Annotated in this window: 20 protein-coding genes and 1 pseudogene; 10 read left to right on the forward strand and 11 right to left on the reverse strand. The window is 65.8% G+C overall.

Annotation, left to right across the window (positions count from 1 at the left end):
- Window positions 1–6 precede the first annotated feature (6 nt).
- The 5 genes and pseudogenes from rpsD to murI form a co-directional block, all read right to left on the reverse strand.
- Window positions 7–624: a 30S ribosomal protein S4 gene (gene rpsD, locus ACVWZM_RS35570; RefSeq protein WP_076828559.1), complete on the reverse strand. Its 618-nt coding sequence runs from the start codon at window positions 622–624 to the stop codon at window positions 7–9.
- 269 nt (window positions 625–893) lie between these two features.
- The gene (locus tag ACVWZM_RS35575; protein ID WP_076828479.1) at window positions 894–1,679 is read right to left on the reverse strand and encodes an acyltransferase; all 786 of its coding nucleotides are present in this window, start codon (window positions 1,677–1,679) and stop codon (window positions 894–896) included.
- 118 nt (window positions 1,680–1,797) lie between these two features.
- Window positions 1,798–2,186 (reverse strand): annotated as a pseudogene (locus tag ACVWZM_RS35580) (cupin domain-containing protein).
- A 290-nt stretch (window positions 2,187–2,476) separates the two neighbouring features.
- Window positions 2,477–3,253 (reverse strand): HpcH/HpaI aldolase family protein, encoded by a 777-nt coding sequence (locus ACVWZM_RS35585; protein WP_076828481.1) that lies wholly within the window; start codon window positions 3,251–3,253, stop codon window positions 2,477–2,479.
- Window positions 3,254–3,312: 59 nt separating this feature from the next.
- Window positions 3,313–4,110, reverse strand: a complete 798-nt coding sequence (gene murI, locus ACVWZM_RS35590; RefSeq protein WP_076828483.1) for a glutamate racemase — start codon at window positions 4,108–4,110, stop codon at window positions 3,313–3,315.
- 184 nt (window positions 4,111–4,294) lie between these two features.
- Here murI and ACVWZM_RS35595 point away from each other — a divergent pair, with 184 nt between their 5' ends.
- Together ACVWZM_RS35595 and ACVWZM_RS35600 are read left to right on the forward strand one after the other, a co-directional pair.
- The gene (locus tag ACVWZM_RS35595) at window positions 4,295–4,867 is read left to right on the forward strand and encodes a cytochrome b (protein ID WP_076828485.1); all 573 of its coding nucleotides are present in this window, start codon (window positions 4,295–4,297) and stop codon (window positions 4,865–4,867) included.
- Between the two features lie 35 nt (window positions 4,868–4,902).
- Complete coding sequence (locus tag ACVWZM_RS35600; RefSeq protein WP_456855760.1) at window positions 4,903–5,904, forward strand: agmatine deiminase family protein; 1,002 nt, start codon at window positions 4,903–4,905, stop codon at window positions 5,902–5,904.
- Between the two features lie 55 nt (window positions 5,905–5,959).
- Here ACVWZM_RS35600 and ACVWZM_RS35605 read toward each other — a convergent pair whose 3' ends face one another.
- The 3 genes from ACVWZM_RS35605 to ACVWZM_RS35615 form a co-directional block, all read right to left on the reverse strand.
- Window positions 5,960–7,132, reverse strand: coding sequence for a M20 aminoacylase family protein (locus tag ACVWZM_RS35605; protein ID WP_076828489.1), 1,173 nt, complete (start codon window positions 7,130–7,132; stop codon window positions 5,960–5,962).
- A 168-nt stretch (window positions 7,133–7,300) separates the two neighbouring features.
- Window positions 7,301–7,969 carry a response regulator gene (locus ACVWZM_RS35610; protein WP_076828491.1) on the reverse strand — a complete coding sequence of 223 codons (669 nt, stop codon included), beginning with the start codon at window positions 7,967–7,969 and terminating at the stop codon, window positions 7,301–7,303.
- Between the two features lies 1 nt (window position 7,970).
- Window positions 7,971–9,341: a histidine kinase gene (locus ACVWZM_RS35615; RefSeq protein WP_076828560.1), complete on the reverse strand. Its 1,371-nt coding sequence runs from the start codon at window positions 9,339–9,341 to the stop codon at window positions 7,971–7,973.
- Window positions 9,342–9,585: 244 nt separating this feature from the next.
- Here ACVWZM_RS35615 and ACVWZM_RS35620 point away from each other — a divergent pair, with 244 nt between their 5' ends.
- From ACVWZM_RS35620 to ACVWZM_RS35650, 7 genes are all read left to right on the forward strand, one after another.
- Window positions 9,586–10,368: a MotA/TolQ/ExbB proton channel family protein gene (locus ACVWZM_RS35620; protein WP_253607960.1), complete on the forward strand. Its 783-nt coding sequence runs from the start codon at window positions 9,586–9,588 to the stop codon at window positions 10,366–10,368.
- Window positions 10,365–11,054 carry a hypothetical protein gene (locus ACVWZM_RS35625; protein ID WP_076828495.1) on the forward strand — a complete coding sequence of 230 codons (690 nt, stop codon included), beginning with the start codon at window positions 10,365–10,367 and terminating at the stop codon, window positions 11,052–11,054. Before ACVWZM_RS35620 ends, ACVWZM_RS35625 begins: the two co-directional genes overlap by 4 nt.
- A complete protein-coding gene (locus ACVWZM_RS35630) occupies window positions 11,047–11,655 on the forward strand; it encodes a hypothetical protein (RefSeq protein WP_076828497.1) in 609 nt (202 codons plus the stop codon). Before ACVWZM_RS35625 ends, ACVWZM_RS35630 begins: the two co-directional genes overlap by 8 nt.
- Before the next feature lie 618 nt (window positions 11,656–12,273).
- A complete protein-coding gene (locus ACVWZM_RS35635) occupies window positions 12,274–12,408 on the forward strand; it encodes a hypothetical protein (RefSeq protein ID WP_016843141.1) in 135 nt (44 codons plus the stop codon).
- A complete protein-coding gene (locus ACVWZM_RS35640) occupies window positions 12,405–12,998 on the forward strand; it encodes a TetR family transcriptional regulator (protein WP_076828498.1) in 594 nt (197 codons plus the stop codon). Before ACVWZM_RS35635 ends, ACVWZM_RS35640 begins: the two co-directional genes overlap by 4 nt.
- 107 nt (window positions 12,999–13,105) lie before the next feature.
- Window positions 13,106–13,846, forward strand: a complete 741-nt coding sequence (locus tag ACVWZM_RS35645; RefSeq protein ID WP_076828500.1) for a metallophosphoesterase family protein — start codon at window positions 13,106–13,108, stop codon at window positions 13,844–13,846.
- 5 nt (window positions 13,847–13,851) lie between these two features.
- Window positions 13,852–15,330, forward strand: a complete 1,479-nt coding sequence (locus tag ACVWZM_RS35650) for a serine/threonine protein kinase (RefSeq protein ID WP_076828502.1) — start codon at window positions 13,852–13,854, stop codon at window positions 15,328–15,330.
- 13 nt (window positions 15,331–15,343) lie between these two features.
- Here the strand turns inward: ACVWZM_RS35650 and rpe are convergent, their stop codons facing one another.
- Window positions 15,344–16,045: a ribulose-phosphate 3-epimerase gene (rpe, locus tag ACVWZM_RS35655; RefSeq protein ID WP_076828504.1), complete on the reverse strand. Its 702-nt coding sequence runs from the start codon at window positions 16,043–16,045 to the stop codon at window positions 15,344–15,346.
- A 253-nt stretch (window positions 16,046–16,298) separates the two neighbouring features.
- Between rpe and ACVWZM_RS35660 the strand changes: the two genes are divergently transcribed.
- On the forward strand, window positions 16,299–17,090 hold the full coding sequence (locus tag ACVWZM_RS35660; protein WP_456855761.1) for an EF-hand domain-containing protein: 792 nt from the start codon (window positions 16,299–16,301) through the stop codon (window positions 17,088–17,090).
- Between the two features lie 158 nt (window positions 17,091–17,248).
- On the opposite strand, the gene ACVWZM_RS35665 is transcribed toward ACVWZM_RS35660, so the two are convergent.
- Both ACVWZM_RS35665 and ACVWZM_RS35670 read right to left on the reverse strand, forming a co-directional pair.
- Window positions 17,249–18,244, reverse strand: coding sequence for a P1 family peptidase (locus ACVWZM_RS35665; protein WP_076828508.1), 996 nt, complete (start codon window positions 18,242–18,244; stop codon window positions 17,249–17,251).
- A 177-nt stretch (window positions 18,245–18,421) separates the two neighbouring features.
- A complete protein-coding gene (locus tag ACVWZM_RS35670) occupies window positions 18,422–19,540 on the reverse strand; it encodes a branched-chain amino acid ABC transporter substrate-binding protein (protein ID WP_028339917.1) in 1,119 nt (372 codons plus the stop codon).
- Window positions 19,541–19,554: the final 14 nt, after the last annotated feature.

The raw sequence follows: 19,554 nt of genomic DNA on the forward strand, positions 1-19,554 counted from the left end.
CAGTGATCAGCGCGAATAGAATTCGACGATCAGATGCGGCTCCATCTGCACCGGGAATGGCACGTCCGAGAGGCCGGGGGTGCGCGCGAACGTCGCGGTCATCTTGGAGTGATCGACCTCGATGAAGTCGGGCACGTCACGCTCAGGGAGCTGGGCCGCTTCCAGCACCGGCGTCAGCTGCTTGGAGGAGTCCTTGACCTCGATGAGGTCGCCGACCTTCAGCTTGTAGCTGCCGATGTTGACCTTGCGGCCGTTCACCTTGATGTGGCCGTGGTTGATGAACTGGCGCGCGGCGAACATCGTGGAGACGAACTTGGCGCGGTAGACCACGGTGTCGAGACGGCGCTCCAGGAGGCCGATCAGGTTCTCGCCGGTGTCGCCCTTCAGGCGGCTGGCTTCGACATAGATGCCGTGGAACTGGCGCTCGGAAATGTTGGCGTAGTAGCCCTTGAGCTTCTGCTTGGCGCGCAGCTGCACGCCGAAGTCGGAGAGCTTGCCCTTGCGGCGCTGGCCGTGCTGGCCGGGGCCGTATTCGCGGCGGTTCACGGGGCTCTTCGGGCGGCCCCAGATATTCTGGCCCATGCGGCGATCGATCTTGTACTTCGCCTCACTGCGCTTTGTCATCGCGTCCTCTTTGTACAGCCGTCGCACCCAGCGCCCGGCGTTTTGTCAGTCTAGGGTTTGAGGAGACGCGCCCTCCTGTGTACCGGCCAAAAGGCCTGTACCGACAGGTCCGCCTCGAAAGCTCGGGGAGGACCACGGGTCGCGAAACGCATCGCGGGCCGAAAACCGGCCCGCGAGCAAGGTGGTCTTAAGGAGAAAGTCCGGTTCTGTCAAACAAAACGCAGGGCATTTTGGGCCGAATTGGCGTCAAAATTCGCCGATTTTGCCCCTCAGAGGCGGCTTCCGGCCGCCCGGACCAGCCGGGCATCGGCTTGCGGCCGGCCCGCGCCCAGTTCCGCGGCGATTTCGCCGCCCAGCACCTGCTCGAGGCGGATCAAGGTCTGCGCGATCAGGGCGGCGTCGCAGACCAGATGGTCCCAGCGCAGCACCAAGTCGACAGTGTGGTCCGGCCTGATCACGCCGTAGCTCAACAGGAATGGCCCTGGGCTCAGCGCGTGCAACTCGCCGGGGCCATAGGCCGCGACCGAGGTCACGCCAAAACTGCCGCAGAAATTGGCGCGCTGCCGGCCAAAATTCATCCCGATCGTCCACGCCAGGCGGCGCAGCGGAAGCGGCAGGCGCGTCACGCAGAGCATTTTGCGGAACGAGGGGATTTCGTGCAGCGGCGCGGTCTTGGCGCGGCGGATCAGCGCGTCGACCTCGGCGAGCGGCATCTCGTCGGCGGCACAGATGCGCTCGAACAGCACGCAATCCTCGCCCTTCTCAACGCGGGCAATCGCCACCATGCCGACGCTGCGCGGCAACTCGTAGAGGCAAGGCCACGGCCATTTGACGTGCAGCGTGCGTAACGTCGGCTCGGTCCTGGCGACCAGCGCGAATGCCTTGACGAAGATGGCGGCCCAGCCCGGTGCCTGCGCCGCACGTGCACGAGCCTCGACGATTGCCCGCACGTTCAGGGTGCGCTTCAGGGAGACCAGCGGCACGCCGGCCGATGCATGCATCAGATCGGCGACGAGACGGCGCGGCAATGAAATCTGACGAAATTTACCGCGCATCCGTTCGGTTCAGTTCCTTAGCAAACAGGCAAAAAATCAAAGGCCCGGCGAGCTCAAATGGTTGCTCGCCGCATTGGAGCTCAGATGAACCAACTGGTCGGAGACCAAAGGGTTCTGCTCACGGCGCGGGTTTTGCCAACGGCTCGCCGGCCTTGACCACATAGACGCCGAGCACCTTGAGCGGCTTGTCGCCGGACGTCTTGGCGTCGTGCACCGCGCCTTCCGGGATCTGGTAGGAATCGCCCGCCTTCAGCTCAGCGGCGGTTTGCCGTCGATCAGAAGCTCGAGCTCGCCTTCGAGCACATAGCCGGTTTCAGCGCCGGGATGGGTGTGACGCCCCGACGCACCTACGGCCGGAACCTCGGCGATCGCGGTGATCGTGTTGTAGCCTGTCGGAAAATCGACCTTCTGCAGCGGCGTCCGCTTGATGCCGCTCTGCTGCGCCAGCGCAGCGCCGGCACCGGCAAGGGCAATCACAGTGAGACCAAGCAATAATTTCCTGAACATGGATTTTCCTCCCAACCCGCGAATCTCTAGCAGCGCGGAATCGCGGCGGAAAGCGGGCGATATGTGATGTGCACTTGCGACGTTGGGATTAGTCCGTTCATCGAACAGCGCGGGTTGTGCCGCTTATTCATGAGCTACTCAGGCGAACGAGCCGTATCGGCGACACGCATCGTTCACTCCGTCGCAGGCGCGATGCAGGAAGTTGCGCCCGCGGTTCCTTCACGACGTGACTGGAACCTGCTCGCCGGCAGCTGTGAACAAGCGGAGCGCCGCGCGGCCGCGTTTGACGCCTACCGCTTGATCCCCGCGAACACAGCCGCAATGCCGCGCTGGAACAGCGACCAGTCGAAGCCGAGTGCGAGCGCGAGGTAGCCGCGGTCGATCATCGCATTGGCCTGTTCGGCGGTGCGCGCGACGCCGCCGATCGGCACGCCGCTCTTCATGATGCCTTGTTCGGCGCGCTGCATCAGCGCGACCACTTCGGGATCGTCGGGCAGGCCGCGCTTGTTGATCGAGGTGGCGAGATCGCCGGGGCCAATCACCGCGAGGTCGATGCCCGGTGTCGCCATGATCTCGTCGATGCGGTTGACGGCATCGACGTGCTCGATCGTGATCATGCAGATCATGTCGTCGTCAGCGGTCGCCATATAGTCGTTCATCGAGACGCCCCAGCGGAACGGCGCATGGAACGGTCCCCAGAGCCGGTCGCCTTGCGGCGGATAGCGCACGCTGCGCACCGCCTTCACCGCATCGCTTGCGTTGCAGATCATCGGAAAATTGATGCCGAGCGCGCCGATGTCCATCGGTGCCTTGGCGAGATGCGGCTCGTTGGCGGCGATCCGCACCATCGGCACGCAGGGCGTGCCCGAGGTCGCCACGATCATCGCATGGGCGGTGCCGAGATCGATCGGGCCGTGCTCGAGATCGACGATGATCCAGTCCAACGACTGCGCCATGATCTGCACGGTCTGGATGCTCGGAATGGTCGCGATCGCGCCGAAGGTCGGGCGCTTGTCGCGCCACGCCTCGCGCAGGCGATTGAGCGGTGTCAGCGGGGCTGCGGTCAAATTTGGTCCTCCCTCGAAGGAGAGCAGAGGCTAGCAGCGCGTTGTGACGGCGAAAAGGATCAGGCCGGCACGCGGCCGCCGAAGAATGGCGTCAGCGCTTCCGTCAGCGCGTGCGGGCGCTTCGATGTGAAGATCATCTCGGCGCCGGCCTGGTCACTCTCCGAGCCTGCCGGGCCGAGCAGGTCGGCGACGCGGCGTGCGATCGCCGGCGCCGGATCGATCCAGTCGACCGGCCAGGGCGCGAGCCTCCTGAGGCGCTCCAGCAGCAGCGGATAATGCGTGCAGGCGAGCACGACGGTGTCAGTGCGGGCGGGGTCATGGGCGCCATCGCCGACGAAGCAGGGCGCGAGCTCGGCCGCGATATCCTCGTCGCGCACCCTCTCGCCGCTGAGGGCGGCCTCCGCCAGCGAAGCGAGCTCGCCGGAGCCGACCAGCGTCACCTCGCAGCCTTGCGCAAAGTCCGAGATCAGCTTGCGGGTATATTCGCGCTTCACGGTGCCCCTTGTGCCGAGCACCGACACGCGCTTCGTTTTCGACGAGGCGCAGGCCGGCTTGATCGCCGGCACGGTGCCGACGAAGGGCAAAGGATAGGCGTCGCGCAAATGCGCCATGACCAGCGTGGACGCCGTGTTGCAGGCGATCACGACGAGGTCGGGCGCGTGGGCCGCGATCAGCTCACCGACCAGCGGCACCACGCGGGCGATGATCTCGTCCTCGCCGTGATGGCCATAGGGGAAGAAGGCGTCGTCGGCGACATAGACGTAATGCGCGTCGGGCCGGGCGCGGACGATCTCGCGCAGCACGGTGAGGCCGCCGAGACCGGAATCGAACACAAGGATGGTCGGGGGAGTGGACACGCGAAAACTCTATCCGAAGCAGGGTTACCATTCAGTTGTTTTTGGCTATCCGGCCGCTTCGGCCGACAAAAGGCGGTGAAGCCGGGAATTTCACATGGCCTTGACCGATAGCTGCAAGTATCACGGCAAACTATTGCTGCGACGTGTGAAATCCAAAAATGCGGCCGCAAGGGGGCCACGCGACATGATCCGCAATACCGCCGCGAGCTGGGGCTCGCTCGCCCGCGCGTTCCACTGGGTGCTCGGCATCGCCATCATCGGCATGCTGGCCTATGGCTGGTGGATGAACCACGTCCCGGCGCGGGCGGACAAGTTCTTCTACCGCTCGATCCACGCCGATATCGGCTACCTGGTGCTGCTGCTCACCGTGCTGCGGCTGGTCTGGCGCGGCGTCAACCCGACGCCGGCGCTGCCGGCCGAGATGCCCTCCTGGCAGCGGATCGCCGCCCGGGTCAGCCACGGCGCGCTCTACGCCGTCACCCTCCTGGTGGCGATGCTGGGGTGGGCGCATTCCGGCGCCCGCGCCCAGGATTATTCGAGCTTCTTCGGCCTGTTTCACGTTCCCCAGATCACCTCGCCCGACAAGGCGGCGGCGGATGCCTTTGAGGATCGCCACATCTTCTTCGCCTATGTCTTGCTGGCGCTGATCGTGCTGCACCTCGCCGCGGTCGCCTTCCACCACTTCGTCAAGCGCGACCGTGTCGCCGCGCGGATGGTGGGGACGGGCGCGGCGGACCAAGCCGGTTTGTCCACATGAGAAACTCCGCACCGGACGCTGACCGCCGTTGGCGGATGCCGGACGAGAGCGCTTTGCATGTCGCCACCTGGATGGCGTTCGCGCACGACACTAAGATCTGGCGCAAGCAGCGGCTGCTTCCGGTGGTCAGGGAAAACCTCGCCCTGGTCGCGAAGGAGATCGCGGCTCATGAGCCCGTGAACATGCTGGTGCGCAAGGAAGACTACGATATTGCCGCGCGGCTATGCGGCCCTCGGGTGAACCTCGTTGTTCAACCGCTCGACGACATCTGGATCAGGGACACCGGACCGGTCTTTGTAACGAACCCGTCAGGGCAACTCGGAGCCGTCGGCTTCAACTTCAACGGCTGGGGCGGGAAACAAAGGCATGCGCATGATGCCAAGATCGCGGAACGTGTGGCCGAGCTTGCGCAAGCTGAGTTCATCAAGGCCGGCCCGAAGCTGGAGGGCGGCGGCATCGAAGTCGACGGCGAGGGGACAGCGATCATCACCAAAAGCTGTGTTCTCAACGACAATCGCAATCCTGGTTTGACGAAGGATGAATGCGAGGCTGAACTCTTCCGCCTGCTCGGGCTGCAGGAGATCATCTGGCTACCCGGCTGTCACAACAAAGACGACATTACCGACGGCCATACCGATTTCTACGCGCGCTTCACCAGCCCGGGCGTCGTTGTCGCGGGCCTGGAGATGGATACGTCGTTCGACGATTACGAGGTGACGAGAGAACACCTGGCAATCCTGCCCAAGTCGACAGACGCAAGAGGTCGACACCTGAAGGTCGTGGAGTTGCAGGGACCGTCGACGGTCCGTCCAAAGTACGGAAACGACGACGGCTTCGCCGCCGGCTACATCAATTTCTACGTTTGCAACGGTGCCGTGATCGCGCCGGAATTCGGTGATGCGGCAGCGGACCGCAACGCGCGCGACAAGCTGCGCGACCTGTACCCCGACCGGGAAATCATCCAGCTCGATATCGACGGCATCGCCGCCGGTGGCGGCGGCATCCACTGCGTGACGCAGCAGCAGCCGCGCTTGTGAAAGCTGGCGGCCCGGTCGCGAAGCGGGCGACCGGGCCGTGGCTGCACGAGCGGCGCTAGCCCGCCGGCATCTGCTTCTCGACCAGCCGCACCCAGTAGGAGGCGCCGTGGCCGAGGATGTTGTCGTTGAACTTGTAGGCGGGGTGGTGGCACATCGGACCGTCGCCCATGCCGAGGAAGACGAACGCGCCGGGTCGCGCTTCCAGCATGAAGGCGAAATCCTCGGCGCCCATCACCGGCACCAGATTGTCGTTGACGCGGTCGGCGCCGACCACATCGCGGGCGACCTCGGCGGCGACGCCGGCCTCGCGCGCGTGGTTCAACGTCACCGGATACATGCGTCCATAATCCGTCTCGGCCGAGCCGCCATAGGCCTTGGCGATGCTGGAGGCGACCTCGCCGATCCGGCGCTCGACCAGGTCGCGCACACCGGGATCGAGCGTGCGCACGGTGCCGCCCAGCGTCACGGTCTCCGGGATCACGTTGAACGCGGTGCCGGCCTCGAACATGGTGATCGAGATGACCGCCGATTTCAGCGGGTCGACATTGCGCGATACGATCGACTGCAACGCATTGATGATCTGGGCGCCGATCAGCACGCTGTCGACCGCCTCGTGCGGGGCGGCGCCGGCGTGGCCGCCCTTGCCGTGGACCACGATCTTCAACGTGTCTGACGAGGCCAGCATCGGGCCCGGCGTCGTCGCGAAGTAACCCTCGGGCAGGCCGGGCATGTTGTGCAGGCCGTAGACCTCCTGGATGCCCCACCGGGTCATCAGCCCGTCGTCGACCATCGCCTTGCCGCCGGCGCCGCCTTCCTCGGCGGGCTGGAAGATCACGACCGCGGTGCCGTCGAAATTGCGCGTCTCGGTGAGATATTTGGCGGCGCCGAGCAGCATTGCGGTGTGGCCGTCATGGCCGCACGCGTGCATCTTGCCGGGAATCTTCGAGGCGTAGGCGACGCCCGAGGCCTCCGCGATCGGCAGCGCGTCCATGTCGGCGCGCAGGCCGATGGTCTTTCCCGAAGTGGACTTGCGGCCGCGGATCACGCCGACCACGCCGGTGCGCCCGATCCCCGTCACCACCTCGTCGCAGCCGAACTCGCGCAGTCTGTCGGCGACGATGCCGGCGGTGCGGTGGACTTCGTAGAGCAGTTCGGGATTCTCATGGAAGTCATGGCGCCAGGCGGCCATTTCATCCGAGAGGGCGGCAACGCGATTGACGATGGGCATGGGGAGCGTCCGTTTCTTGTGAACTTTGGTGGGCGGGTCAGCGTAGCGTAACCCGCCGACTTGTCACGCGGGAATGGCGTCAGTATCCCGGATGAGCGCAAGCGATATCCGGGGATATGCACAACCAGCCCCGGGTGTCGCTGCGCTCACCCGGGCTACGGGAGCGGGCTACAAATTCGCCAGCCCGCATTCGACGGCGAGGCGGACCAGCTGGGCGTCGGTCCGCATGCCGGTCTTGGCCTTGATGAGGTAGTGATAGTTCTGCACGGTCTTGGTGCTGAGGTTGAGGTTGGCGGCGATCTGCTCCTTGGTGCTGCCGGCGGCCAGCTGCCGGAGGATTTCGATCTCGCGCTCGCCGAGCTGGTCGAGCGCCGATCGGGTCGGCACCAGGCTTTCCATCGCCAGCACGCGGGCGACGTCGTCGCTCATCGCATGCTCGCCGCGCGCCACCGAGCGGATCGCCGCGATCAGCTCGGCCGGTTCGCTGCCCTTGGTGACGAAGCCACTGGCGCCGGAGCCGAATGCCGCTTTCACCTGGGCCGCCTCGCTATGCATGCTGAAGACGAGGATGCGCGCGTCAGGGTCGCGCGCGCGGATGTTGCGGATCGCCTCCAGCCCGCTGGCACCCGGCATCGAGATATCCATCACCACCACGTCCGGCTGGTGCGACTTGAACGCGCGATAGGCACTGGCGGCGTTGTCGGCTTCGGCGACCACGTGGAAATCGTCCTGATGCTCGAGCACGCGCCGATAGCCCTGGCGGACCACCGGATGATCGTCCACCAGCAGGATCGAGATGCCCCGAATCTTCGCCGTTGTCGTCGTCACGGTTGTCATCTCAGGCGGCGAGCGGGATCGTGGCGGCGACCGACAGGCCGCGGCTGGCGCGCGCGATCGACAGCGAGCCGCCGAGGGCTGTGACGCGTTCGCTGACGCCGGTGAGGCCGAAGCCCGCGGATTGCGCCACCTTGGCCGCATCGCCGCCGCCGTCGTCCTCGACGCGCACCAGCAGGGCGTTCTCGCTTCCGGTGCGCCGCTCGATCCGCAGCACGATCTCGCGCGCCGAGCTGTGGCGCAGCGCATTGGTCAGGCATTCCTGCGCGACGCGATAGGCGGTGGCGGCGACCGTGCCGCTGATGTCGGCAAGGTCGCCCTGCAGATCGAGCTGGATCATCGGCTGCGCCGTGCGCGACCGCCAGCTGTCGACGAGATCGACGAGGCTTGCCTCCAGCCCGAGCTCTTCGGCCGGCGGATGGCGCAGCCGGTTCAGTGTATCGCGCAGGCACGCCATGATGCGGCGCGTCGCCTGCGAGATCATCCGTGCATCCTGTGCAATTTCGGTGCCGGCGGCGTACTTGTCTCCGGCGCTTGCCTCGATCGTGTTGGCGAAGGCGAGGATCGCGGTGAGATTCTGGCCGAACTCATCGTGCAGCTCGCGCGCCAGCGTGCGGCGTTCGTCGTTGCGGATTTCGAGCAGCCGCCTGGTCAGCACCGTGCGTTCCTCCTCGGCAAGCGCGAGGCGGTCGCCGAGATCGCTGACGGCGCGCCCGATCATCGCGAGCTCCATCGAGCGGACGCGCGGCAGCGGCGTACGGTACTCGCCGTCGGCCATCCGCCGCAGCGCGGACACGATCGAGTGGGCGGGCGCCAGCGTGTGCGCGATCGCAAGCGAAGCGAGCAGCGCGATGGCGAGGGCCATCAACAGCGCGACATGGATGTTGTCGAGGATGTGCTGCCAGGCGAGCGCGATCGCGGCGTCCGGATCGGCGATGGCGCGGACGGTTCCCGCGGTCGCGGCGCGGGCGCTGATCGGCCGCTCCACGGTGGCGTGATCGCCGAGTATCATCTGCACGGTGGCCGCGAACCAGCGTGGCGGCGCCTTGCCGATCCCCTTGCTCTGGCCGCAGAGCGGCTTCTCGAAGGCGCCGGCCGGTTCGAACTGCACGCAGATCCCGGGCGCGATCAGGCCCATGGTTTCGATGGTGCGCCAGTCCGGTGCCGGCAGCAATTGCTCGCGCATCCGGTTGCTGCGCAGCAGCAATTCGCGCCAGTACAGCGCCTCGAGCGATTGCGAAACCCGCTCGGCGGATGCCTGCGTGGCACGATCGACACTGCGATAGGCGTCGATCGTGGCCCAGACGGTGGCCGCGCCGAGGCATAGCGCGACGATCACGAGCAGGCGGGCGACCAGTTGAAGCACAAGGCGCATGCGATCACTCCACGGCCAGAGCATGATCCGGAACGGAGAGAAGCGGCTGGTCATGCTCAAACGAGAGGTGCGATGCTAACAGCACCGCTGTTCCCCGCCAATCGCAAGCATGCGAAGCTACGCAGGTCGGGAAATTTGCCTGACGGAATCTGGGCAGATGTCTTTGGACGGCGCAGGCCGGCTCTGCTCTAACGGAAGGTGAGGCCCGCGCCGCGCCTCACGGAACACAGGGAGCTCACGCAGCATGGATGCCAAGGTCGATGTCGCGGCCGCATCGGCCGGCACGGACGCGGCAGAGCGCAGCGCCCTGCTGCTCTGGATGATCTTCACCGGCCTTTCGGTGTTCGCCGCATTCCTGCTGTGGCGCTACGGGCTGATCCGCCTCATGATCAGTTCCGACCGCACCTACATTTCCAGCGTCATCGCCGTCCTTTACATCGTCACCTGCATCCATTGCTTCTGGCGGACGCGGGCGATCGCGCGGGAAGGCGAGGTCGCGCGCTCCTGCCGCACCATCCTCGCCGCGCCCGATGGCGCCAAGATCCTTGCATCGGGGGCGCTCGCATCAAATGCCCGCGGCCTGCCCGGCGGGCTCGTCACCGATCACATCAAGAGCCTGGTGCAGAAGGCCGAGGCGCAGGCCAAGGGGCGCATCGACCAGACCCTGCTGCTGCGGACGCTGGCGGACCGGCTGCGCGGGTCCAACGGCTTCGGCGCCTTCGTCTCCGACACGCTGATGAAGCTCGGCCTGCTCGGCACCATCATCGGCTTCATCATCATGCTGGCGCCGATCGCTTCGCTGGATGCCGCCGACAAGGTCGCGATGAAATCGTCGATGGGCCTGATGAGCGACGGCATGGCGGTCGCGATGTACACGACGCTGGCCGGGCTGATCGGATCGATCCTGGTCCGGATCCAGTATTACATGCTCGATTCCGCGACCCAGCGGGTGTTTTCCGACGCAGTCGTGCTGACCGAGACGCACGTCACGCCGGCCCTCGAACGTCGCCTTGGTACGCCGTCATGATGGATGAGTTCGGGCTCTATCCGCGCGAGGAGCCGTTCGATCCGCTCGGCGTGATGTTGTTCAAGGCGCTGCAGGTCATCGCCTTCCTGTTCTTCTTGGCGCTGCTTGCGGTGTCGCCGGACTCCAAGGAAGGCAAGATCGAATCCAAGGCGGAGTTCATCATCACGATGGACTGGCCGGACAACCATCCTGACGATCTCGACTTGTTCGTGCAGGATCCGGCCGGCAACATCGCCTGGTACCGGCATCGCGAGGCCGGCTTCCTGACGCTCGATCGCGACGACCGCGGCGGCGCCAACGACTTCATCGTGGTCAACGGCAAAAAGATCGCATCGCCGATCCGCGAGGAGATCGTCACGCTGCGCGGCGTCGTCGCCGGCGAATACACCGTCAACGTCTCGCATTTCCAGGCGACGACCGGCCAGCCAGTGCAGGCCAATGTGAAGGTGCAGAAGCTCAATCCGACCGCGCAGGTGATCTTCGACGACAAGCTGACCGTCGATCACACCGGCGACGAGAAGACCGCGGTCAGGTTTCGTCTCGATGCCGAGGGCAAGGTGATCAACGTCGACCGGCGGCCGAAATCGCTGCTCGAGACCTTCCGCAGCAGCTGGCGCAACGGCGGCGACCTCGATCCTAACACCGGCGTCCCGAAATCCGGCGTCAGGGTGCTCCGCAATGATTAGCTTGCAGTCGGCGATCCTCACGCTTGCGGTCGCATACGCGGTGGTCGGTGCGCTGCTCTTGATCGTGCTGGTCTATGCGCGGCTGCACTGGTCGCTGAAGGCTGTCGTCATCGTCGTGACCAGCGCGTTCTATTTCGTCAGCTTCGGCGGCATGCGCGATCTGCTCGGCTGGGCGTCCGCGGAAAAATTGCCGGCGAATTTCAAGCTGCTGTCGACGCGGATCGTGGAGCCGCATTCGCTGGAGGGCGACCCCGGCTCGATCTATCTCTGGGTCGAGGAGCTTGACGAGGACAACCGGCCGAGCGCGATCCCGCGCGCCTTCCGCATTCCCTATAGCGACGCGCTGGCGGCGCAGACCCACACCGCCGAGAACGAGATCAAGGCCGGGCACCCGCAAGGCGGACGGGCGGCGGATTTCGGCGGCGGCGACGGCACCATCATCGACTTCGTCAGGGAGTACATCACGCCGAAGACGATCCTGGAGACGACCGGCGGTGATTCCACGACGGGGACGTTCGTGGCCCCGCCGGCCGGCGCGCAAGGGTCGGTGTTCACGCCGCTGCCGCCGCCCCGGATGCCGCCCAAGGACGAGCAGCGATAGCAGGATGCCTCCCCGGGAGGGTGGCACAAAAATAGGGATCGGGAATAATCAGTCAGCGGGATGGACAGTAATCATCCGGAATTCCTCAATTCCCTGAAGTGTGTAGTCTTGGGGCTAACCGGGGCTAGATTTCATCCCGAAGCGATTTTCCCGGCAAAGGGGCCGCTGCGTGAAGCGGCCCCTTTCGATTCCGTCGCCAAGCCCGGTGAGGGGCCGGCGCGGTGAGGCGGGCTCACAGCACCGTCAGGAATGCGATCGCAAGAACCATCAGCCACCCGACAATGACGAGCGAGACCACCGCGCCCGCGGTGATCTTGGCGATCTCCTTCAAGGTCATTGGCCGGTCCATGCAAGTCTCTCCCAGGTAGCCCCGAGCGAGAGATAGGCGCGGATTGGCAGATCGCCCCCGCTGCTCACGGAACGTTGTAGCGCCCATCAGCCGGGGGCTTTCCCGGGAGGACCGCTGTCATTTCACAAAATATTGTCTGACAGATATTGAAATCTGTCAGCGGGATGGTGTATATATTCATCAGCCCAAGGGAGGAGGGCGCCCAGTGGCTGTTCCGGCGTTTGGCCGGGGAGCCGGACTTAATTTGACTACCTCGAAGGACTACCTCCATGACCATAGAAATCTTTCAATTGACCGCCCAGATTCAACAGTGGCTCAATCTTCGCGTCGCTCGCCACTTGGCCGCCCAGGCCGCCAAGTTCACCCGCGGGCAGGACAGCGATAACCAGACGGTAAACGCATGAACGAGGCGGTGGTTTTGACACCCGAGCGGATCCTTGAGGCAACTGAGGATGTCTTGAGGCGCTTCGGGTTGACCAAGGCCACCGTTGTCGACGTTGCCCGTGCGCTGGATGTCAGCCACGGCAGCGTCTACCGTCACTTCCCCAGCAAAGCCTCGCTGCGCGATGCCGTCGCCAAGCGCTGGCTCGACCGCGCCAACGAGCCGCTGTGCAAGATCGCAGCCGGCGAAGGCCCGGCGCCGGAGCGGCTGGAGCAATGGTTGCGCACCGCCTTCACGATCAAGCAGAAGAAGGTCTGCGACGATCCCGAGATGTTCGCGACCTACCTGGCGCTGGCGCAGGACGCGCGCGAGGTGGTGGAAGCCTACAAGGACAAGCAGGTCGACCTGATCGCGAAAATCCTCTCCGACGGTGTCGCGCAGGGCGTGTTCGAGATCGACAATGTGAAGGCGACCGCCCGTGCCGTGTTCGACGCCACCGTCCGCTACCATCACCCGGCGCATGCTGAGGAATGGGCCAAGCCGGAATGCCCGGGGCGGATCGATGCGCTGCTGGCCCTGCTGCTGAAGGGCCTGCGGGTCTGCAAGCCCTAGCTGAGCTTTCTGCCGACATCCCCTGACCACCTGATGCCTTTGGCCCGATTGCGAGCCCGGGGCCGCATGTGCTTGATATCGGATAGGGATCAGCAACGCGGACCACGATGCGGCTTGCACTGTTTGCCGATATTCACGCCAACCGGCAGGCCTTCGCCGCCTGCCTCGACGCTGCGCATGCGCGCGGCGCCGAGCGGCTGATCTGCCTCGGCGATATCGTCGGCTACGGTGCCGATCCCGAATGGGCCGTCGACACGGTGATGGACCTCGTCGCCAAGGGCGCGATCGCGGTGCGCGGCAATCATGACAATGCGATCGGCGTGCCGAGCGACAGCATGAATGCCGAGGCGCAGGCTGCGATCGACTGGACCCGCGGCCGGCTCAGCGGCGAGCAGAAGGCGTTCCTTGCCGAGCTTCCGATGTCGCGGGAGGAGGACAATCGGCTCTACGTGCACTCCGAAGCTTCGGAGCCCGCGAAATGGCGCTACGTGCGCGACACCGCGGACGCCGCGCGCAGCATGATGGCCACCGAGCTGCAGATCACGTTCTGCGGCCACATCCATCGTCCCGGCCTCTATTCGATGTCCTCGACCGCCAAGATGACGAGCTTCGTTCCGACTTCGGGCATCGCCGTTCAGTTGCTGCCGGGGCGGCGCTGGCTTGCGGTGCTCGGCTCGGTCGGCCAGCCGCGCGACGGCGATCCCGCGGCGTCGTTTGCGATGTTCGATACCATAAGCCGCGAGATCACCTTTCATCGCGTGCCCTACGACGTCGCAACCGCGGCGGCGCGGATCAAGGCGAACGGCCTGCCGCACTGGCTCGCCGACCGCCTGCCGCTCGGCCGGTGACGCCGATGGCGGCGCTGGCGATGCAGGCGGGCGCCGAGATCGATGGCTTCACCATCGGCGAACGCGTGCACCGCGGCGGCATGGCGACGCTGTGGAGCGTCACCCATCCCGGCATCACCGTGCCGCTGCTGATGAAGGTGCCGCTCACCTCGGAGGGCGAGGATCCGGCCGCGATCGTCAGCTTCGAGATGGAGCAGATGATCCTGCCGCGGCTGTCGGGGCCGCACGTGCCGGCCTGTTTCGGCACCGGCGACTTCGAACGCCAGGCCTATGTGGTGATGGAGCGCATCCCCGGTCAGACGCTCTACAAGCGGCTCGGCGAGCTGCCGATGCCGTATGAGGAGGTGAGGGTGATCGGCGGCAAGGTCGCCACCGCGCTCGCCAGCCTGCACCGGCAGAACGTCATCCATCACGACATCAAGCCGAGCAGCATCATGTTCCGCGAGCGCGGCGAGGCGGTGCTGATCGATTTCGGCCTCTCGCATCACCGGCATCTGCCCGACCTGTTGCAGGAGGAGTTTCGGCTGCCTTACGGCACCGCGCCCTACATGGCGCCGGAGCGCTTGCTCGGCGTCCGCGACGATCCGCGCAGCGATCTGTTTTCGCTCGGCGTGCTGCTCTACTTCTTCACCACCGGCGTCCGCCCCTTCGGCGAGACCGAAAGCCTGCGCGGCATGCGCCGGCGGCTGTGGCGCGATCCCTATCCGCCGCGCGAGCTGAAGCCCGACTATCCGCCTTGGCTGCAGGAAATCGTGCTGCGCTGCCTGGAGATCGACCCCGCCGCGCGCTATCCGACCGCGGCGCAGCTTGCCTTCGATCTCGGCCATCCCGATCAGGTGAAGCTGACGGCGCGGGCGCAGCGGCTGCGCCGCGATCCGCTCAGCACGGTCTGGCGCCGCCGCTTCAATCTCGGCGCGGTGCCGCCGCGGCCGAAGTCCGATGTCGCGGCCCAGCTCGCCTCGAGCCCGATCGTGGCCGTCGCGCTCGATATCGGCGAGGGTGCCGAGGCGCTGAACGACACCATCCGCGTCACCGCCGAGCGGGTGCTGTCGACCTCGCCCTCGGCGCGGCTCGCCTGCGTGAATGTGCTGAAGCTCAATCGCCTGGCGATCGACCGCACCCATGACGAGCAGGGCCAGAACAAGCATGTCGACCGCCTGGTGGCGCTGCAGCACTGGGCGCGGCCGTTCGGGCTCGAGGAAGGGCGGTTGACCGTGCATGTGCTGGAGGCGATCGATCCGGCGGCCGCGATCCTCGAGTTCGCCGCGGTCAACCTGGTCGACCACATCATCATCGGCGCGCGGCAGAACTCGCTGCGGCGCGCGCTGCTCGGCAGCGTGTCCGCCAGGGTCGCGGGGGAAGCGCCGTGCACGGTGACCGTGGTGCGGCCGTCGCGGCTGGCGTCGCAAGCGGACGACGGCGAGAGCGATGAGGCGGCCGAGCAAGCGGCGAATGCCGCGGCCACGCCGCCCGCACTGTTCTAGTTTCCCCGGATCGTCAGATCGCCTCGCCGCGAGCTTCGGCCGCCGCATGGCGGATCGCGGCGATGTTGGTCTTGTAAGCCTCGACCGTGCCGCCCTTGAACACGGCGGACCCCGCGACAAAGGCGTTGGCGCCGGCGGCCGCGAGCTGGCCCGCGACGTCGGGTGCAACGCCGCCGTCGACCTCGATGTCGATCGGCCGGCCCGCGATCATCGCCCTGACATCGCTGATTTTGCCGATCGCCGAGCGGATGAAGGCCTGGCCGCCGAAGCCGGGATTGACCGACATGACCAGCACGAGGTCGATCAGGTCGAGCACATATTCGATCGCGCTCGCCGGCGTTGCCGGATTGAGCGAGACGCCGGCCTTCTTGCCGAGCGCGCGGATCGCCTGCAGCGAGCGGTGCAAATGCGGGCCGGCCTCGGCATGCACCGTGATATGGTCGCAGCCCGCCTTGGCGAACGCCTCCAGGTAGGGATCGCAGGGCGAGATCATCAGATGGGCGTCGAAGATCTTTTTGGTGTGCGGCCGCATCGCCTTGATGACGTCGGGGCCATAGGAAATGTTCGGCACAAAGTGTCCGTCCATCACGTCGAGATGGATCCAGTCGGCGCCGGCCTGGTCGACGGCGCGGACCTCCTCGCCGAGCTTTGAGAAATCCGACGCCAGGATCGACGGAGCGATAACGAGGGGACGCGGGGTGAATGACTGAGTCATGTCAGCTGTTCCGGAACACTTCAGGGGGCGACGGGTGAGTCCGCCTAACATGCGGACGCGTGGCGGGCAATGACGAGCGGACGGCGCTCTGCGACCGGAAAATTCTTCCGCCGGCGGCAGCTCTTGCCGGGTGCGCGGAACCCGCTTCGATGCGGGAACGCCTGGTTTTGCTGGGTTTTTGCCATGGCACGCCCTTTGCTCAGCCATTGACCAGCGTTTGAGCCGCCAGGCGCGGCCCTGTTGGAGTATTGCCATGCTGTTCGCCCTTGGCGCTGCGTCGTCGGCCATTGACCTCTTGAGCTCGCTGATGTCGTCGAAGTCGACGACCAAGACCGGCAGCTCTGGTCAGGGGAATCAGACCACCGGCCTGTTCGCCCCTTCGACCGGTACATCGACGTCGGCCGGCAGCAGCACCGGTATCGGCTCGGGCAGCGGCTCTCCGCAGATTTCGCCCCTGACGATGGGCGCGCTGATTTCCGCGCAAAGCCAGTCCCAGACCGCGGTTTCAAACAGCCCGACGGCGGCCAGCCGCTCGGATGCGCTCAAGGACCTGTTCTCGCAGATCGATGCCGACGGCAACGGCAAGATCACCCAGTCGGAATTCGAGAACGCGCTCGGCGCCGGCGGCACCAATACGGCGCAGGCCGACGACGTGTTCTCCAAGCTCGACAGCAATGGCGACGGTAACGTCAGCCTCGACGAGATGTCCCAGGCCTTGCAGGGCCACAAGGGCGGTGGCCATCATCGCCATCACATGGCCAGTGGCTCGACCGACGAATCCAGCAGCGGCGCGGGCGGATCGAGCTCCGATCCCTTGATGCAGGCGCTGGACGGCGCGACCTCGACGTCGGTGACCAACAGCGACGGCTCGACCACCACGACGACGACCTATGCCGACGGCTCGAAGGTGGCTATGACGACGCCGGCCACATCCTCCGCGACCCTCAACGCGGCTTCGTCCTACAATATCGTCGAGCAGCTGATCCAGCGCCAGGCGAAGGCGATCTCGGCGCAGGACTTCGCTGCGATTTCGGTCAGCGCTTAAGACGAGACTGGTAATTTCCGTCATTGCGAGGAGCTCGGCGACAAAATTGCAAAGCAATTTTGCGCTGGAGCGACGAAGCAATCCATCTGTCCACATGTGCGGACAGATGGATTGCTTCGCTTCGCTCGCAATGACGGCAGAGCCAGAAGCGCGATGATCTAACCGAATCTGTCCCGCCAGCTCGGTAGCGCGCCGGCGAATGGCAGCGCGGCCGCTGAATGGACGCCGCGGGCGATGGCGCGCGCCACCGTGTTGGCGGCGAGCGCACCGAGCCTGGTGAGGCCGAACAGCGGATCGATCGGCCTGGCGCCGGTCGCGGCGGCAAACACCACGTCGCCGTCGAGCGGGGCGTGCACCGGATAGATCGCGCGCGCCATGCCGGTCTGCGCGATCATCGCAAGCCGCCGTGCCTGCGGCTTCGTCAACTGCGCATCGGTCACCACGACGACGAGGGTGGTGTTCTCGACGGCGCGCGCGTCGGCGCCGCCCTTCAGCCGCGCCTTTAGCATGTCCGGCGTGAACGAGGGCGGCAGGCCGCGCCCGCCGAATTCACCGCCGACCTCGAACGGCGCCGCCCAGAACCAGGGGCCGCTGCCGACCGTGACGCTGCCGACCGCGTTGACCACCGCGAGCGCCGCGACCGTCACGCCGTCGTCGGTCATGTCGGACGCCGAGCCGAGGCCGCCCTTCAGGTTGGCCGTGGTCGCGCCCATGCCGGCGCCGACGCTGCCGAGCTCGAAGTCATCGGAGGCGGCATTGGCCGCCGCGTAGCCGAGGTCGCGATAGGGCGGAAAGCGTCCCCACGCCTTGTTGCCGCCGTTGAGCAGGTCGAAGCAGATCGCGCCCGGCACGATCGGGATCACCGCGTCGCGGATACGGAAGCCGCGGCCGCGCTCGGCGAGCCAGGCCTGCACGCCGCCGGCGGCATCGAGCCCGTGCGCCGAGCCGCCGGACAGCGCGATGGCGTCGATCGCCTCGACGACGTTGTGCGGCGAAAGCAGCGCTTCCTCGCGGGTCCCGGGACCGCCACCGCGGACATCGATCGAGGCGACCGCCGGCCGCTCGAACAGGATGGCGGTGACACCGGAGGCGACCGTGGGATCGTCGGCATGGCCGACGGCAACGCCGGCAATATCGGTGAGAAGGTTTTTCACGATGGGTCCATCCGCCTGCTGTCCGATCGATCCGGTATAGCAGCCGCAACGGATGCATCAACCGTCGGGCATGGGCGGGCAGGCACCTGCGGTAAGACTTGCAGGCAACAGGTCAAGAAAACGCCCCGGCGGACCGGGGCGTTCTCGTACTCTGATTGGATCAGACGCGAGAGAGGCTCAGGAGCCCTTCGGATTGATCTCGGTGTAGTTGCCCTTGGCGTCCCACTTGTAGACGACGTAATCGATCGCCTTGATGTCGCCCTTGGCGTCGAAGGCCATCTTGCCGAGCACGGTGTCCCACTCGCCGGCCTTGATGGTGTCCATCACCTTCTTGGCGTCGGTCGAACCGGCCTTGGCGACGGCCTGCGTCCAGACCTGCATCGCGGCGTAGGTGTAAAGCGTGTAGCCCTCGGGGTCGATGTTCTTGGCCTTGAACTTCTCGACGATCGCCTTCGCGGTCGGCTTGTTGCGCGGGTCGGGGCCGAAGGTGAACAGCGTGCCTTCGGCGGCGGGGCCGGTGATCGAGGCGAATTCCTTGTCGTTCATGGCATCGCCGGCCATCAGCACGGTCTGCAGGCCCTGGTCGCGCATCTGGCGCAGGATCAGGCCGGCTTCCTGATGGTAGCCGCCGACATAGACCAGATCGATGTTGTCGCGCTTCAGGCGCGAGACGATCGAGTTGAAGTCCTTGTCGCCCTTGTTGTAGGACTCGAACATCTTCTCCTGGAAGCCGGCCTTGTTCAGCGCCTTCTTGGTCTCGTCGGCGAGGCCTTTGCCGTAGGTGGTCTTGTCGTTCAGGATCGCGACGTTCTTGCCCTTGTAATTCTTCATGATGTAGTCGGCTGCGACCAGGCCCTGCTGGTCGTCACGGCCGCAGACGCGCGCCACGTTCCAGAGCTTGCGCTCGGTGAACAGCGGGTTGGTCGAGGCCGGGGTGATCTGCAGCACGTTGGCGTCGGCATAGGCCTCGGAGGCCGGGATCGAGGACGACGAGCAGAAATGGCCGGCCACGAACGGGATCTTCGAAGAGCCGATCTTTTCCGCGATCGAGCGCGCCTGCTTCGGATCGCAGGCGTCGTCGTCAGCTTCCAGCGCGAGCTTCTTGCCGAGCACGCCGCCGGCGGCGTTGATGTCGGCGACCGCCTGCTCGGCGCCGTTCTTCATCTGCCGGCCGAAAGCGGATTCGGAGCCCGTCATCGGGCCCGCGACGGCGATGGTGATGTCTTGCGCGAACGCGCTCGCCGATAATGCGAACGAAGCGCCAAGTGCCAGGCCGATCAGCTTCAGTGATTTCATGAGACGTCCCTCGT

This window comes from Bradyrhizobium sp. USDA 4501 (assembly GCF_054062115.1).

Coding starts and splice junctions, on each gene's coding strand:
- rpsD (WP_076828559.1), bottom strand. CDS start 624: ATGACAAAGCGCAGTGAGGCGAAGTACAAGATCGATCGCCGCATGGGC.
- ACVWZM_RS35575 (WP_076828479.1), bottom strand. CDS start 1,679: ATGCGCGGTAAATTTCGTCAGATTTCATTGCCGCGCCGTCTCGTCGCC.
- ACVWZM_RS35595 (WP_076828485.1), top strand. CDS start 4,295: ATGATCCGCAATACCGCCGCGAGCTGGGGCTCGCTCGCCCGCGCGTTC.
- ACVWZM_RS35600 (WP_456855760.1), top strand. CDS start 4,903: ATGCCGGACGAGAGCGCTTTGCATGTCGCCACCTGGATGGCGTTCGCG.
- ACVWZM_RS35605 (WP_076828489.1), bottom strand. CDS start 7,132: ATGCCCATCGTCAATCGCGTTGCCGCCCTCTCGGATGAAATGGCCGCC.
- ACVWZM_RS35610 (WP_076828491.1), bottom strand. CDS start 7,969: ATGACAACCGTGACGACGACAACGGCGAAGATTCGGGGCATCTCGATC.
- ACVWZM_RS35615 (WP_076828560.1), bottom strand. CDS start 9,341: ATGCGCCTTGTGCTTCAACTGGTCGCCCGCCTGCTCGTGATCGTCGCG.
- ACVWZM_RS35620 (WP_253607960.1), top strand. CDS start 9,586: ATGGATGCCAAGGTCGATGTCGCGGCCGCATCGGCCGGCACGGACGCG.
- ACVWZM_RS35625 (WP_076828495.1), top strand. CDS start 10,365: ATGATGGATGAGTTCGGGCTCTATCCGCGCGAGGAGCCGTTCGATCCG.
- ACVWZM_RS35630 (WP_076828497.1), top strand. CDS start 11,047: ATGATTAGCTTGCAGTCGGCGATCCTCACGCTTGCGGTCGCATACGCG.
- ACVWZM_RS35635 (WP_016843141.1), top strand. CDS start 12,274: ATGACCATAGAAATCTTTCAATTGACCGCCCAGATTCAACAGTGGCTC.
- ACVWZM_RS35640 (WP_076828498.1), top strand. CDS start 12,405: ATGAACGAGGCGGTGGTTTTGACACCCGAGCGGATCCTTGAGGCAACT.
- ACVWZM_RS35645 (WP_076828500.1), top strand. CDS start 13,106: ATGCGGCTTGCACTGTTTGCCGATATTCACGCCAACCGGCAGGCCTTC.
- ACVWZM_RS35650 (WP_076828502.1), top strand. CDS start 13,852: ATGGCGGCGCTGGCGATGCAGGCGGGCGCCGAGATCGATGGCTTCACC.
- rpe (WP_076828504.1), bottom strand. CDS start 16,045: ATGACTCAGTCATTCACCCCGCGTCCCCTCGTTATCGCTCCGTCGATC.
- ACVWZM_RS35660 (WP_456855761.1), top strand. CDS start 16,299: ATGCTGTTCGCCCTTGGCGCTGCGTCGTCGGCCATTGACCTCTTGAGC.
- ACVWZM_RS35670 (WP_028339917.1), bottom strand. CDS start 19,540: ATGAAATCACTGAAGCTGATCGGCCTGGCACTTGGCGCTTCGTTCGCA.